The organism is Methylobacterium fujisawaense (assembly GCF_039619325.1).
GTDB lineage: Bacteria > Pseudomonadota > Alphaproteobacteria > Rhizobiales > Beijerinckiaceae > Methylobacterium > Methylobacterium fujisawaense.
Genome location: NZ_CP155000.1, coordinates 2,703,375 through 2,717,890 on the forward strand (window position 1 = coordinate 2,703,375; position 14,516 = coordinate 2,717,890).

The 14,516-nt window shown below is 68.4% G+C and carries 16 protein-coding genes and 1 tRNA gene; 2 read left to right on the forward strand and 15 right to left on the reverse strand.

Annotation, left to right across the window (positions count from 1 at the left end; translation table 11 throughout):
• Positions 1-290: 290 nt before the first annotated feature.
• The 12 genes from ABC766_RS12795 to aroQ all read right to left on the reverse strand — a co-directional run bounded on the left by ABC766_RS12795 (position 291) and on the right by aroQ (position 11,081).
• Positions 291-944 (reverse strand): pyridoxamine 5'-phosphate oxidase family protein, encoded by a 654-nt coding sequence (locus ABC766_RS12795; RefSeq protein ID WP_043347120.1) that lies wholly within the window; start codon positions 942-944, stop codon positions 291-293.
• A 166-nt stretch (positions 945-1,110) separates the two neighbouring features.
• Positions 1,111-2,130: a ketol-acid reductoisomerase gene (gene ilvC, locus ABC766_RS12800; protein ID WP_012322218.1), complete on the reverse strand. Its 1,020-nt coding sequence runs from the start codon at positions 2,128-2,130 to the stop codon at positions 1,111-1,113.
• Between the two features lie 12 nt (positions 2,131-2,142).
• Complete coding sequence (locus ABC766_RS12805) at positions 2,143-2,799, reverse strand: TetR/AcrR family transcriptional regulator C-terminal domain-containing protein (RefSeq protein ID WP_043347122.1); 657 nt, start codon at positions 2,797-2,799, stop codon at positions 2,143-2,145.
• Between the two features lie 85 nt (positions 2,800-2,884).
• On the reverse strand, positions 2,885-3,529 hold the full coding sequence (locus tag ABC766_RS12810) for a glutathione S-transferase family protein (RefSeq protein WP_342141429.1): 645 nt from the start codon (positions 3,527-3,529) through the stop codon (positions 2,885-2,887).
• 24 nt (positions 3,530-3,553) lie between these two features.
• On the reverse strand, positions 3,554-3,904 hold the full coding sequence (locus ABC766_RS12815; RefSeq protein ID WP_043347126.1) for a type II toxin-antitoxin system PemK/MazF family toxin: 351 nt from the start codon (positions 3,902-3,904) through the stop codon (positions 3,554-3,556).
• Complete coding sequence (locus tag ABC766_RS12820; RefSeq protein ID WP_342141428.1) at positions 3,885-4,178, reverse strand: MazF family transcriptional regulator; 294 nt, start codon at positions 4,176-4,178, stop codon at positions 3,885-3,887. The genes ABC766_RS12815 and ABC766_RS12820 overlap by 20 nt, the downstream gene beginning before the upstream one ends.
• A 53-nt stretch (positions 4,179-4,231) precedes the next feature.
• Entirely contained in the window at positions 4,232-4,774 is a 543-nt protein-coding gene (gene ilvN, locus ABC766_RS12825) for an acetolactate synthase small subunit (protein WP_043347129.1), read from the reverse strand.
• Positions 4,775-4,844: 70 nt separating this feature from the next.
• Complete coding sequence (locus tag ABC766_RS12830; RefSeq protein WP_342141427.1) at positions 4,845-6,620, reverse strand: acetolactate synthase 3 large subunit; 1,776 nt, start codon at positions 6,618-6,620, stop codon at positions 4,845-4,847.
• A gap of 421 nt (positions 6,621-7,041) precedes the next feature.
• Positions 7,042-8,487 carry an amidase gene (locus ABC766_RS12835; protein WP_345822394.1) on the reverse strand — a complete coding sequence of 482 codons (1,446 nt, stop codon included), beginning with the start codon at positions 8,485-8,487 and terminating at the stop codon, positions 7,042-7,044.
• A 207-nt stretch (positions 8,488-8,694) separates the two neighbouring features.
• Positions 8,695-9,774, reverse strand: coding sequence for a dihydroorotase (gene pyrC / locus ABC766_RS12840; protein WP_345822396.1), 1,080 nt, complete (start codon positions 9,772-9,774; stop codon positions 8,695-8,697).
• A 12-nt stretch (positions 9,775-9,786) separates the two neighbouring features.
• On the reverse strand, positions 9,787-10,488 hold the full coding sequence (locus ABC766_RS12845) for an orotate phosphoribosyltransferase (RefSeq protein WP_053611097.1): 702 nt from the start codon (positions 10,486-10,488) through the stop codon (positions 9,787-9,789).
• 143 nt (positions 10,489-10,631) lie between these two features.
• Positions 10,632-11,081, reverse strand: a complete 450-nt coding sequence (gene aroQ, locus ABC766_RS12850) for a type II 3-dehydroquinate dehydratase (protein ID WP_179697684.1) — start codon at positions 11,079-11,081, stop codon at positions 10,632-10,634.
• 191 nt (positions 11,082-11,272) lie between these two features.
• On the opposite strand from aroQ, the gene ABC766_RS12855 reads away from it, so the two are divergent.
• The gene (locus tag ABC766_RS12855) at positions 11,273-12,115 is read left to right on the forward strand and encodes a 3-keto-5-aminohexanoate cleavage protein (protein ID WP_342141424.1); all 843 of its coding nucleotides are present in this window, start codon (positions 11,273-11,275) and stop codon (positions 12,113-12,115) included.
• Positions 12,116-12,308: 193 nt separating this feature from the next.
• A tRNA-Gly gene (locus ABC766_RS12860) sits at positions 12,309-12,382 on the forward strand.
• 88 nt (positions 12,383-12,470) lie between these two features.
• On the opposite strand, the gene ABC766_RS12865 is transcribed toward ABC766_RS12860, so the two are convergent.
• Genes ABC766_RS12865 through ABC766_RS12875 form a run of 3 tightly spaced genes read right to left on the reverse strand, consistent with a single transcriptional unit; the run spans position 12,471 to position 14,506 of the window.
• Positions 12,471-13,697 carry an integrase gene (locus ABC766_RS12865; protein ID WP_345822397.1) on the reverse strand — a complete coding sequence of 409 codons (1,227 nt, stop codon included), beginning with the start codon at positions 13,695-13,697 and terminating at the stop codon, positions 12,471-12,473.
• Positions 13,687-13,938 carry a hypothetical protein gene (locus ABC766_RS12870; RefSeq protein ID WP_345822398.1) on the reverse strand — a complete coding sequence of 84 codons (252 nt, stop codon included), beginning with the start codon at positions 13,936-13,938 and terminating at the stop codon, positions 13,687-13,689. The genes ABC766_RS12865 and ABC766_RS12870 overlap by 11 nt, the downstream gene beginning before the upstream one ends.
• A gap of 4 nt (positions 13,939-13,942) precedes the next feature.
• Positions 13,943-14,506 (reverse strand): MerR family transcriptional regulator, encoded by a 564-nt coding sequence (locus tag ABC766_RS12875; RefSeq protein ID WP_345822399.1) that lies wholly within the window; start codon positions 14,504-14,506, stop codon positions 13,943-13,945.
• Between the last annotated feature and the right edge of the window lie 10 nt (positions 14,507-14,516).

Sequence of the window (14,516 nt, forward strand, 5' to 3'; positions counted from 1 at the left end):
AGCGATCAGGACGCTACAGATAACGGCGACACGCAGGGGCAGCGAAAGCATGTTCTCTACGATCCGCGCAAGGATGTGACCGACCAGATTTGCAGGAAATCTAGCGGCCGCCCCCGCACATCGTCAAGAAATTTTGAACTCGGCCGCGATCAGTCGCAATTATATTGCTACATCAATATGAAGCGCCGCGGATATCTACTTGGTATCAACTTGTGCGCCGAAGATTGAATTCCCGGCATATCGAGCGCCCGCCGGCCGCCCCATTTCGCGAGGCGGCCGGCAAAGGGTCGTCAGGCCTCGCCGCGGGCGACCAGCGCCTCGTACTCCGAGACCTCCAGCTTACCCTCCCGGGCGACCCGCGCCTTGTCTTCGTCGCTGATCACGTCGCCCGCGAGGTCCAGACGCTTCCAGGCGGCGAGCGGCGTCTCGCGGCCGGGCCGCGGCACGTACTTGTTCTGCTCGAGCTTCTGGTACTTGTGGATGTAGCGCGGGCAGTTGATCCAGATCTTAGTCACCGCGACCTTCACCAAGTATTTGGCCTCGGTGTACTCGGCCATCAGGGCGTCGTCGCGCAGCAGCGTGGCGTGGCCCTGCACGCGGATGCGGTGGGGCGTCTCGAAATCGATGAACAGCAGGCCGACCTTGGCCTGCCCCGCGATGTTGCCCATCGAGTAGAACATGCCGTTGCCGTCGAAGCCCGGGAACACCAGCGTGTTGGCGTCGAGCACCTTCACGAAGCCCGTGGGGCCGCCCTTGTAGGAGACGGTCGGCATGCCGTCCGGGTCGACGGTCGAGAGGAAGAACATGTCGCGGGAGCCGATAAAGGCGGCCTCGTCCGGCTGGATGCTCTCGTGGACCCAGTCCTCGTCGAGGCGCACCGCGAGCTTGGTGGTGCCGAACTCCTCCTGCAGCGCCCGGTGCGCGTCGGAATAGAGCGATGCCATGCGTGTCCTCTCCGCTAGCCGGTCCTCGTACACGCGGGACCGCTGGCGGGCTTATGGCCGGGACTCCCCAGGTCGGGCAACCCGGAACGCGAAGGGCCGGCCACGCCTCCGCGCGACCGGCCCCCGGGCGCGGCCGAGCAGAGCCCGGCCGCGCAATCCGAAGCAATCAGTTGCGGGTCTTGTCGACCAGCGCCTTCTCGGAGATCCACGGCATCATGCCGCGGAGCTTGGCGCCGACCTCCTCGATCGGGTGGGCGGCGAGCTTGGCGCGGGTCGCCTTGAACGAGGTCTGGTTGACCTTGTTCTCCAGCATCCAGTTGCGGGTGAAGGTGCCCGACTGGATGTCGTTCAGCACGCGCTTCATCTCGGCCTTGGTCTCGGGCGTGACGATGCGCGGGCCGGTGACGTACTCGCCATACTCGGCCGTGTTGGAGATCGAGTAGTTCATGTTGGCGATGCCGCCCTCGTAGATGAGGTCGACGATCAGCTTCACCTCGTGGAGGCACTCGAAATAGGCCATCTCGGGGGCGTAGCCCGCCTCGACCAGGGTCTCGAAGCCGGCCTTGATCAGCTCGACGAGGCCGCCGCAGAGCACGGCCTGCTCGCCGAACAGGTCGGTCTCGCACTCCTCCTTAAAGGTCGTCTCGATGATGCCGGCGCGGCCGCCGCCGTTCGCCGAGGCGTACGACAGGCCGAGGTCGTGGGCGTTTCCGCTCGCGTCCTGCGCGATGGCGATCAGGGTCGGCACGCCGCCGCCGCGGAGGTACTCGGAGCGCACGGTGTGGCCCGGGCCCTTCGGGGCGACCATCAGGACGTCGAGGTCCTTGCGCGGCTCGATCAGGTTGAAGTGGACGTTGAGGCCGTGGGCGAACAGGAGCGCGGCGCCCTGCTTCATGTTGCCCTCGAGGGACTCGCGGTAGATGTCGCCCTGCAGTTCGTCGGGAGTGAGCATCATCACCACGTCGGCCCACTTGGCGGCCTCGGCGACCGACAGGACCTTGAAGCCCTCGTGCTCGGCCTTCTTGGCAGTGGCGGAGCCCTCGCGCAGGGCGATGACGATGTCCTTCACGCCGGAATCGCGCAGGTTGAGCGCGTGGGCGTGGCCCTGGCTGCCGTAGCCGACGATGGCGACCTTCTTGCCCTTGATCAGGTTCAGGTCGGCGTCGCGATCGTAATACACCCGCATGTCTGTCTCCTCTTAAACGTGGCGGTTCGGGTCGGGTTTGGCCTGGCCGTAGAGGGCCAGAAACTGCTCGACGGCGCGGCCCGCATCGCGCCGGATCTCGGCCCCGTCGAAATCGAGGGTCTCGCCGAGCAGAAGTCGAATCTGGATATCCCGGCCGACGAGGCCGAAGAAGGTGCGGAAGGTGGCCTCGCTGTCGGCGAAGGCGAGTAGCCCGGCGGCGCGCCCGGCCTCCAGCACGGGCTTCACCCGCTCGCCGATGGCGAAGCGGCCGTTGGCCAGCACGATGCCGCCGAGATTGCTCTTGCGCGAGCCGGCATGCGCGATGGCGATGCGGTTCAACGCGACCGAGGTGGGGCCGGTGATGACCTCCAGCCACGTCACGGCGAAATCCTGCAGGCGCTCCCGCAGGGTCGCCCCGTCGAGGATCTGCGCGGCGTCGTGCCCGGCATGGACCCGGGAGGCCTGCCAGCGCACCGTCGCGGTCAGCAACCCGTCCCGGTCGCCGAACCACTTGTAGAGCGTCTCCTTCGAGCAGCTCGCCCGGCGCGCGACGGCGTCCATGGTGAGCTGCTCGCCGTCCTCGACCATGAGGCCGAGCACGACGTCCAGCACCGCCTGCTGGCGTGCCGACGGCGCTTCCCGCTCTGCTGTGGCGCTGGCCTGCATCATCTCGAATGGCGTACCGTACCGTACGGTACGCGCTCTAGGCCGATTCGATGGCTGCGGCAAGGGGGGGTGCCGCGACCGAATGGGATTAGCGCGGGAGCGGCAACCCCTCGCGGGCAAAGACGGCCTGCACGGCCGGGCGCTCGGCGACGCGGCGGGCATGGGCGGTCCAGGCCGGGAAGCGGCCGGCCATGTCGAACCGCAGCACCGGGCCATTCGCCCAGAACCAGAAGACCATCAGGTAGGCGTCGACGACGCTGAAGCGGTCGCCCACCGCCCAGCCGCCGTGCGAGAGGCGCACCTCGGTCATGGTGGCGAGATCCGCGTAGGTGTTGGCCGCCTTGCTCTTGATGCCGTCGAACGCGCTCTCATCGTCGATGTAGCGCTCCGGACGGCGGACATGCGCGTAGGTCACGTGGTGGTTGCAGGCGAGCCAGCCGAGCCACTCGTCCGCGGCGGCCTGCTCCCGCAGGTCGGCGGGCCACAGAGCCGTCTCCGGCACCTGACGGGCCACGTGGCGCATGATGGCCGCACATTCGGTGAGCACCCAGCCATCCTCGGTCAGCGCCGGCACGCGGCCGCGATCGTTGATCGCGAGGTATTCCGGCCGGCGCTGGTCGCCGGCGGCGAGGTCGAGCTTGATGCCCTCGTAGGGCAGCCCGGATTCCTCCAGGACGATGTGGGCGGCGAGCGAGCAGGCGCCGGGGGCGTAGTAGAGGGTGCGGGCGGTCATGACACTGCTATACGCCGTCCTGCTTCAAAGCCCGAGCAGTTTCGCGATCTGATGCCGGACTTCGGCGAGAACAGCGCCCGGCGCGACGCCGAGGCGCCTCAGAATACGCGCCCGCTGATCGATGGACCGGATCTGATCCGTCAACACCGCGCCTTCGACAGTCATTCCGACCGGAAGCATGACCTTCGTCGGCCATGGTTCGATGTTGCTCGTAATCGGGCAGACGATGACGCGGCGCGTCGCCGTGTTCATCAGCACTTCCGACACAACCAACGCCGGTCGACGACCATCTTGTTCCGTCCCGCGGACAGGACCGAATTCGACGAGGATCAAATCGCCGGCCTGAAGCGATGGCTCAGCGGGAGTCGTCGTCATCGATGATCTCAGAGCCGACATCCGGACCCCAGTCCACGGTCGGCGGCTCGAAATCCGGGCCCAGACGGCGCATCTCGGCGACCATGTCCTCGAGCGTATAGACCGGCAGCCCGTTGACGTACCGGCGCCCAGCCCATTGCTGCGGCTCCGGCGTGACCGGACGCTTCGAGACGATTTCCACGGTCTCGCCTTCGCGGATGCCGAGTTCTTCGGCCTCCGCGCTGCTCAGACGGACGGCGAGGTCGTCACCCCAGCGGATGACCTTGGCTTCCATCACTCCGCCTCCTGCGGGGACGGGGCATCCTAGCAGAGGTCAGCCGCCGGAGCCTACAGCGGCTCAGCCCCGCGCCCCATCGCGGAGATGCCGGTCCGGCAGATCTCCACCAGCCCGATCACGCTCATCAGGCGCACGAACCGGTCGATCTCCTCGGTGGCGCCGGTCAATTCGAACACGAAGGAGTTGAGCGTGGCGTCCAGCGTCTTGGCGCCGAAGGCCGCGGCGAGCCGGAGGGCCTCGCTGCGGTGCTCGCCCTCGCCCTTCACCTTCACGAGGCAGATCTCGCGCTCGAGGGCGTTGCCCTGGAGCGTCAGGTCCACCACCCGGTGGACCGGCACCAGCCGGTCGAGCTGCGCCTTGATCTGCTCGATCACGGCGTTGGTGCCTGTCGTGACGATGGTGATGCGGGAGATGTGGCGCGCCTCCTCGGTCTCGGAGACGGTCAGGCTCTCGATGTTGTAGCCGCGGCCGGAGAACAGGCCCGAAATGCGCGCGAGCACGCCGGGCTCGTTGTCGACGATCACCGCCAGCGTGTGCCGGTTCACCGGCTCGACGCGGACGGCATCGGGGTAGTGGGTGTTCATCGCATTCATCGCCGGCCTCGTCCTCGTCGTCCCGTCCGTGCTCACCGGCGGCGACCCCGGAGGGCCGCCGCCAAACCCATCACACCAGCATCTTGCCTTCCTCGGAGATCACGTCGCCGAGTTCGACGCCGGTCTCACCGAGGTAGTCGGACAGGAGCATCTCGTTGTGCGCCTTGCCCGACGGGATCATCGGGAAGCAGTTCTCGGTCTTGTCGACGATGCAGTCGAAGATCACCGGGCCGTCATAGGCGAGCATCTCCGCGATGGCGCCGTCGAGGTCGCCCGGCTTCTCGCAGCGCATGCCCTTGGCGCCGTAGGCCTCCGCGAGCTTCACGAAGTCCGGCAGGCTCTCCGAGTAGCTCTGCGAGTAGCGCGAGCCGTGCAACAGCTCCTGCCACTGCCGGACCATGCCCATGTACTCGTTGTTCAGGATGAACACCTTGATCGGCAGGCGGTACTGAACCGCCGTCGACATCTCCTGCATGTTCATCAGGATCGAGGCCTCGCCGGCGATGTCGATCACCAGCCCATTCGGATGCGCGAGCTGCGTGCCGATCGCCGCCGGCAAGCCGTAGCCCATCGTGCCGAGGCCCCCGGAGGTCATCCAGCGGTTCGGCTCGTCGTACTTGAAGTACTGGGCCGCCCACATCTGGTGCTGGCCGACCTCGGTGGTGATGTAGGTCTCGCGGTCCTTGCAGGCCTCGTAGAGGCGCTGCACGGCGTATTGCGGCTTGATGATCGTGCCCGACGGCCAGTAGGCGAGGCAGTCCCGCGCCTTCCAGGCACTGATCTTCTGGAACCACGGATCGAGGTTGGACTTGTCGGGCCGAGACGGCAGGGCGCGCCACGCCTCCAGCATGTCGCCGAGCACCGAGGCGCAGTCGCCGACGATCCCGACATCGACCTTGACGACCTTGTTGATCGAGGAGGCGTCGACGTCGATGTGGATCTTCTTGGAGAAGGGCGAGAACGCGTCGAGCCGGCCGGTGATCCGGTCGTCGAACCGGGCGCCGACGCAGATCATCACGTCGCACTCGTGCATCGCGAGGTTGGCCTCGTAGGTCCCGTGCATGCCGAGCATGCCCAGGAACTTCTCGTCCGTGCCCGGATAGGCGCCGAGGCCCATCAGGGTCGAGGTGATCGGGAATCCGGTCTCGCGGACGAGCTCGCGCAGCAGGCGCGACGCCTCCGGGCCGGAATTGATCACGCCGCCGCCGGTGTAGAAGACCGGCCGGCGCGCGGTCGCCATCAGCTCGACGGCCGCGCGGATCCGGTCGGCATCGCCCTTCACGGCCGGGCGGTAGGTCTTGTGGCTCGCGATCTCCGGGCGCTCGTAGAGGCCGGAGGCGAACTGAATGTCCTTGGGCAGGTCGACGACGACCGGGCCGGGCCGGCCGTTCGCCGCCACGTAGAACGCCTCGTGCAGGATGCGCGGCAGGTCGTCGATCGATTTGACCAGGTAATTGTGCTTCGTGCAGTGGCGCGTGATGCCGACCGTGTCACACTCTTGGAACGCGTCGGTGCCGATCAGGTGCGTCGGGACCTGGCCGGTGATGCAGACCAGCGGGATCGAATCCAGCATCGCGTCGGTCAGCCCGGTGACGATGTTGGTCGCACCGGGGCCCGAGGTGACCAGCACGCAGCCGACCTTGCCGGAGGAGCGGGCATAGCCCTCGGCGGCGTGGACGGCGCCCTGCTCGTGGCGGACGAGGATGTGCTTGACGGCGTTCTGGTGGAAGAGCGCGTCATAGATCGGAAGTACGGCGCCGCCCGGATACCCGAACAGCGTGTCGACACCCTGATCCTGGAAGGCCCGGATGACCATCTCGGCCCCGGTCATGACCTCGCCGCCCATGCTCGTCTCCTCGCGCTCTCCGGAGCCACCGCGATCCCGTGATCGCCGCCCTGCCCCGTCCTCTCTCCCGGCACCCCCGTCACGCGGGGCGGTCTCCGCCTCGCCCGAAGGTGCCTCTCGCCTCGGATCTCCGTCCCAGTCCTGTCCCGCCCGGACGCGGGCAACAAAAAAGGGCCCCGAGGGACCCTGCATGCGCCACCGCCCGGATCGCGGCCCTAGCTCAGGGCCGCCCCGTCGGTGACGCTACCGCTACAATAAGGACCGTGGTCATCGGAAATCCGAACCTGCCCCGCGGCGCCCGCATGATCCGGAACTGGCTCATGGTCGGCGCGCGAAGTGTCGGGCCTCATAGCGGAGCGCGCGCGGCGGGTCAACGCGTCCGCGCGTGCAAGTGAGCCGGTTCGGAGGCGAAGCCGCTGCCTCACTGCAGGGGCGGCGGGAAGCGGCGGACCCAGTTGCTCGCCGCGTCGTAGGCGGCCCCGAGTTGCAGGCAGGCGAGTTCGCCGTGGTTGGGTCCGACGATCTGGATGCCGGTGGGCAGTCCGGCGGCTCCGAACCCGGCCGGCACGTCGAGCGCGGGCAGGCCCGACATCGTCGCCGGGATCGTGATCTGCATCCAGCGGTGATAGGTGTCCATCGCCTGTCCGCCCACCGTCTCGGGCCAGCGCAGGGCCTTGTCGAACGGGAAGACCTGCGCGCTCGGCATGACGAGGTAATCGTAGCCCTCCATGAAGCGGCGCAGGGTCTCGTACCAGCGGGTGCGCCCCTCCAGGGCCGCGATGATCCGGTCGGCGCCGAGCGCCAGCCCTCGCTCGACCTCCCAGACCGCCTCCGGCTTGAGCAGGGCCCGGTGGCGGGGCTCGTCGTAGAACGGGCGGAGATTTGCCGCGACGGTGAAGGCGCGCAGCACCAGCCAATCCTCCCAGAGCCGCTCCATGTCGTAGCGCGGCATCGCCTCCTCGACGGTGCAGCCGATCTCCGCGAACGTCGCCAGGGCGGAGCGTCCGACGTCGAGCACGCCGGGATCGAACGGGATCTGGCCGCCGCAATCGCCGAGCCACGCGATCCGCGTCCCGCGGAAGTCGCGGGCGAGCGGGCTCGCGAAGGCGGAGGGGTCCTGCCGGATGGCGTTCGGGCAGCGGGGGTCGTAGCCCGCCAGAACCGAGAGCATCAGGCCGATATCAGCGGGCGTGCGCCCGATCGCCCCGAGCACGCCGAGGTTCGGGCTGAACACGTCCTTGGCCTCGGCGGGGATCCGTCCCCAGGCCGGGCGCAGGCCGTAGCAATTGTTGAAGGCCGGCGGGTTGCGGAGCGAACCGGCATGGTCGCTGCCATCGGCCACCGGCTGCATCCGCAGCGCCACCGCCACGGCCGCGCCGCCGCTCGACCCGCCCCCGGTCTTCGCCGGATCGTAGGCGTTGCCGGTGGCGCCGTAGACCGGGTTGAAGCTGTGCGAGCCGAGGCCGAACTCGGGGATGTTGGTCTTGCCGATGAAGATCGCCCCGGCGGCGCGCAGGCGCGTCACCATGATCGAGTCCGTCTCGGCGATCCGGTCGGCGAAGATCGGCGACCCTTGGGTGAACGGCAGGCCGCGGACCGGGTCGAGGTCCTTCACGGCCAGCGGGAAGCCGTGCAGCGGCCCGACGGGCTCGCCCCGCGCCAGGACGGCGTCCGCACCTTCAGCCTCCCGCAAGAGCGCCGCGTCGTCCTGCAGGCCTACGATCGCGTTGACCTGCGGGTTGAGCCGGTGGATCCGCTCCAGATAGGCGCGCATCACCTCCGCGCAGGAGACCACCCGCCCGCGGATCGCCGCGGCGAGATCCACGGCACCCATCGCCGTGATGCCATCCTGTCGCGCGTCCTGCATCGTACCCTCCTCCGCATCAACCGAAGATCGGTACCCGGAGGTTGGATCCAGGCAAAGATGGCTTTGGCTGATTGGATGGAGTGCCGATGTCCGTCATCGCGAGCGCAGCGAAGCAATCCAGTGTCGCGCGACGATCACCGATGTCGCGCTGCCCAGGGTCGCTTCGCGCCGCTCGCGATGACGGTGCGCTGTCCTCAGCCTAGGCGGTCACACCACCGACCAGGGCAGCGTCTCGTCACCCCGGAACACCACCACCGCGGTGTCGTCCACGGTCACGGCCTCGGCGACCCGGCCGGGCCGGCGCTCCAGGGTCACGGTCCCGGCATTCGGCTCCAGCCCGTGGAAGCGGGCGCCGTTGAGGGATGCGAAGGCCTCGAACTCATAGAGCGCCCCTTCCTCGTCGAAGACCTGCACGTAGGTCTGGAGCGCGCTCGGCCCGCAGAACACGCCCGCGCAGCCGCAGGCCGCCTCCTTGGCGCCGCGGACGTGGGGGGCGGTGTCGGTGCCGAGATAGAAGCAGGCCTCGCCGGAGGTCGCGGCCCTGCGCAGGGCCAGCCGGTGCCGCTCGCGCTTGGCCACCGGCAGGCAGTACAGGTGCGGGCGCAGCCCGCCCTGGAAGATGTGCGTCCGGTTGATCACGAGGTGGTGCGGCGTGATCGTGGCCGCGCACCGGCTCCGGTGCTCCCGGACCACGTCGAGGATCTCCGCCGTGGTGGCGTGCTCCACGGTGACCTTCAGCCCCTTGTGCCGGCCGAGCAGCGGGATCAGGCTGCCCTCCATGAACGCGGCCTCCCGGTCGAAGATGTCGATCTCCGGGTCGGTGGCCTCGCCGTGGATCAGGAGCGGCATGCCGATCCGCTCCATCCGCTCCAGCACCGGCGCGATCCCCAGGAGGTCGGTGACGCCCGCATGGGAGTTCGTGGTCGCGCCCGCCGGATAGAGCTTGGCGGCGACCCAGACCTTCTCCCGGAAGCCGCGCTCGATCTCGTCCGGATCGGTGTCGTCCCGCAGGTAGCAGGTCATGAGCGGGGTGAAGTCCATGCCGGCGGGAAGGGCCGCCAGGATCCGCGCGCGATAGGCCTCCGCGGCGGCGACCGTGGTCACGGGCGGCACGAGGTTCGGCATGATGATGCCCCGGGCGAACTGCGCCGCCGTGTAGGGCAGCACCGCCTTCAGCATCGCGCCGTCGCGCAGGTGGATGTGCCAGTCGTCCGGCCGGCGGATCGTGATCCGGTCGACCGGCTTCGCGTCCTGGCGCTCGGCGGGGAACAGGTCTGCGACGCCCATCGCGAAAACCCCTCAGGCCTGGCCGAAGGCGGAGATGCCGCCATGGGCGGCCGACCACTCGGCCGGCGCGTTGAGGAACCGCTCGACCTCGTCGAGCGTCTTCGGGTCGAAGGTGCCCATCTCCTTGGCCACCGCCAGCACGTCCCACCACGTGGTGAGGTAGTGGAGCTTGATGCCGATCTCCTCCATCAGCGCGGCGCTGCCGGGGAAGATGTCGTAGTAGAACAGCACGAAGCAGTGATCGACCTGGGCGCCGGACTCGCGCAGGGCCTTGCAGAAGTTGACCTTGCTGCGTCCGTCGGTGGCCAGATCCTCGACCAGCAGCGTCCGGGCGCCGTCGACGATCTCGCCCTCGATCTGGGCGTTGCGGCCGAAGCCCTTGGGCTTCTTGCGGATATACTGCATGGGCAGCATCATCCGGTCGGCGATCCAGGCCGCGAAGGGGATGCCGGCGGTTTCGCCGCCCGCGATGTGGGTCAGCTGCTCGTAGCCGATCTCGCGCACGATCGTGGCGGTGGCGAAGTCCATCAGCGTCGAGCGCAGCCGCGGGAACGAGATGATCTTCCGGCTGTCGGTGTAAACCGGGCTCGCCCAGCCGGAGGTGAACTTGAACGGCTCGTCCTTGTAAAAGAGGACGGCACCGATCTCGAGGAACATCTTGGCCGCCTCGCGGGCGATGACGGTCCGGTCGAGGGGCAGGAAGGGGCTGGTCATGCGGCGTGCGCGCTCCGCTTGAGGCGCTCTCCGGGGCCATGAGGACCGGTCCGGCCGGGGAGCGCGCGTGAAACTAGGGCCTGACCGCCCTCCTCCGCCCTGTCTCCGCCAGCGTCAACCCTGATCGCGGCGCTATCCGCGCCTCATGCAGGCTTGCCGGCCCGCAGATGCGCGAGGTGGCGGATGGCGAGCGCGTAGCCGTGCGTCCCGAACCCCGCCAGCACCGCCGTGGCGGCGAGCGAGATGTAGGAGTGGTGGCGGAAGGCCTCGCGCCGGTGGACGTTCGAGATGTGGCACTCGATCACCGGCACCTCGCAGGTGTTGAGCGCGTCGAGGAGCGCCACGGAGGTGTGGGTGTAGGCGCCCGCGTTGATCACGATGCCGGCCGAGCCGACCCGGAAATCGTGGATCGCGTCGATCAGCACGTGCTCGGCGTTGCTCTGGCGGAAATCGACCGTGAGCCCGAAGCCGGCGGCGGTCTCGCGGCACAGGGCCTCGACGTCGGCCAGGGTCTCGCGGCCGTAGATCTCGGGCTGGCGCTTGCCGAGCAGGTTCAGGTTCGGCCCGTTCAGGACCAGGATCGTGTCGTTCATCGTGTGCCTCGCGGCCGGAAGAGGTGCGGCAAGCGCCGGCGAGACACAAGTCCGTCGGGACACGGGTCCGGGCTGTCATCCGGCCCGAGATGTCCCGCAGACGGATCTGCCGCCCGCGCCGGGCGGTTCAGATCCGGCTTCCACGGCGCTATCCGGGATTCCGAATTCCAAGAGGCAGGGAGGACAGGCGGATGGCAGGATCCCGAAGCGAGGCGCCCGTTGTGATCGCGGTGGCGATCACCGGCTCCGTGCCGCGCAAGACCGACAACCCGGCCGTTCCGGTCACCGTCTCCGAGCAGGTCGAGTCGACGCATCAGGCCTTCGAGGCAGGCGCCACGCTCTGCCACATCCACGTGCGCAACGACGACGAGTCGCCCTCCTCCGACCCGGACAAGTTCGCCGCCGTGCAGGCGGGGCTGCGCGAGCACTGCCCGGGGATGATCGTGCAGTTCTCCACGGGGGGGCGCGGGCGCGACCCGGCCGCCCGCGGCCTCTCGCTCAAGCACCGGCCCGACATGGCGTCCCTGTCCACCGGCTCGGTGAACTTCCCGACGATCGTCTACGAGAATTCCGCAAGCCTCGTGACCGACCTCGCCGGCCAGATGAAGCAGTATGGCGTCCGGCCCGAGATCGAGATCTTCGACCTCTCGCACCTGCACGGCGCCAGGCGCCTCGTGGAGGCAGGCCTGATCGACGCACGCCCGCACGTGCAGTTCGTCCTGGGCGTCCAGAACGCGATGCCGGCCGAGGAGCACCTCCTCGACATCCTGCTCGCCGAGACGCGGCGGATCCTGCCGGAGGCGACGTGGACGGCGGCCGGGATCGGCCGCAACCAGGCGATCGTGATGGACTGGGCGCTCGCCCGCGGCGCCGACGCGGTCCGCACCGGCCTGGAGGACAACATCCGGGTGACGAAGGACCGTCTGGCGGCCAGCAACGCCGAACTGGTCGGCCTCGCCGCCGAGGCGGTGGCCCGGCACGGCCGGCGGGTCGCGACGCCCGCCGAGGCCCGCGCCGCGCTGGGGCTCGGCTGATCGGGCGACGCCTCGGTCCCGCGACGCGTGCTCCCGGCTGGAGCGACGCGACCGTCGCAAGCCCCTCGTTTCGAGGTGGTGCCGGGTTGCCGAGCGGCGCGGCGCCGGAGGATCGTCCCTTCGCGGCGGCCGTTCATCGCCGGCCGCGCCCCACCTTCTCACGGGCATCGCAGCGTGCTAACGATCCGCCCGCGCGGGTGTAGCTCAATGGTAGAGCAGCAGCCTTCCAAGCTGAATACCCGGGTTCGATTCCCGGTACCCGCTCCACTCCCATCTGACTGATGGTGCTAGCGAATTTCAGCCTTCGTGTTGATCTCGCGTTCCCCACGTTCCCCGTCGCGTTCCCCAAGGCTGTTTAGGCCTTGTTCTCCTTGGCCCGGTGCGCGGCCCTCAGGACCGCCACGTTCCGAGCCTTTCCGACGGCACCGCGCATGTACCGCTGCGTCGTCGAAGCGTTGGCGTGCGCCGCCGTCGACTTGATGGAGTCGAAGTCGGCGCCCGCATCATCGGCTTCCGTGATCCCGCCGGCCCGGGCATCCATGTTCCGGACCTCGTCCGGGATGCCGGCCGCTCGGGCCACGGCGCGCCACTCGCGGGTAAAGACCCACTCCGCGTAGGGCTTGCCGGTGTGTTCGTTGATGATCAGCGGCCCGACCCGCTTGGCCGCCGGCACCATGTCGAGGAGCCGAATCACCAGCGCGTAGAGCTTGAAGTCGTGCGCCACGATCGCGCCCGTCTTCGTGGTGACCTTGCGGACCACCATGTCGCCCGCGAGGTCGGCCCAGGTCAGGCCGTTCTGCCAACGCCGCTCGTTGATGACGATGCCGCTCGGCTCCTCGCCGTCGGGGATCGGCATCCACTCGCCGATCACGTCGCGCTGCCGGAGCACCGCCTCGAACTGGATGGCGGTGCAGAGCGCGAGGCTGAGCCGCCCCTGCTCGAGCGCAACGGGTATGAACGCCTCGACGTGTTCGAGCTTCAGGGTGATTCGCCGCCGGGCCGGCTGGGCGAACCGGGCGTGGCTGAGGATCTCGTGCAGCCGCTTGCACTGCGGCAGCCCGGCCATGATGCCGAACGAGAACAGCTCTCGGAGCTTCTTGATCAATCCGTAGCCGCGCCGGACCCGCTCGGGTCCGCCCGGCGCCTTCGGCTTCTTGGCCTCGTTGTACCAGCGCCGGAAGTCGTCGTTCCCGAGCTGAGCGAGTTGGCGAGCCCCGACGGTCCGCTCGATCAACCGCAGCATGCTGAGGTCGGTCCGGCGGGTGTTGTGCTTCATGTTGGTGTTGAACGGGCTCGCCTCGTCCGTCTGGTACTTCTTGGACAGGCTGAGCAGGGTCCCGTCGAAGCGGTTCGGGTCGCGCCGCCGGCCCGATGCCCATTCCAGCATCTCGGCCTGCAGCTTCATGCAGAGGGCACTGGCCAGCATCTGCTGGTCCGGATCATCGAGATCGTAGGGGATCCGGACCGTCTCGGGCTGGTAGCCGGTCCGCACGAGGTCCGCGCGAGCGACCCAATAGGCTGCATGAGGCCCGGATTTTCGCGCTCGGCGCTTCAGGCCGGGGAAGCTGAGTTCAGAAGGCATCGAGGTTCTCCTGTCCGTCGAGGGCGGATGCCTCGACGCGGGAGAGACCGTAGCGGCGGTTCAGGAAGGCGACGACGCCTGGCCAGAACCGGCCGCCGAACAAGGGGTCGATCTTCGGCAGCCCATCGCGCTCCAGGATGATCGCTTTCGCCTTCCACGCGACCGGATCTTGGCTGAGGCGGCGCGCCACCTCGGCTTCACACGGGAACAGGCCCTGATCCTCGTGAGCGCGGCGGGGCACGGTCTCAGGCCTCCTTGCCCCAGCGCTGCGCCCGGATCTTCGCGATCTCGGCCTCGAAGGCGGCGATGCCCGCCTCAACGTCGCCGGGGTACGGCGCCATGAAGTCGGGTGTGCTCTCTTCCCGAATCTTCGCGCGCACGCGGGGCCAGAGGTCGTCGAACAACGGCCAGCACCGGATCTGAATACACACGACCTTGTCCGGACCGTCCGCCGCGATCCAATGGCCGTCAGCATTCCGGGTGAAGAACATCGTCCCGGGGTAGGTGAAAGCCGGCTCCTGATCCTTGCCGTACCCGTCGTGCATCATCGCATCGAGGGGGCTCTGGAGGTTTCGCAGCGCTTCGGCCGCCTGCTCGGGTGTGAGCCCACTCTCGATCAGAGCTTTGACGGCGGCGAGCTTCAGCAGATCCCGGAGCTTGAAGCTGACGTGATAACCCTTCCCGCGCGGCCGGCCTGGGAATAGGTCGTAGCGCTTGAGATAATTGCCGACTTGGACGGAGCTCATACCTACGAGGTCTGCCGCCTCGTTCCGGCCAAAGCTCCAGCTTTCGATCTGCGTGGATTCCACGTCACGTCCT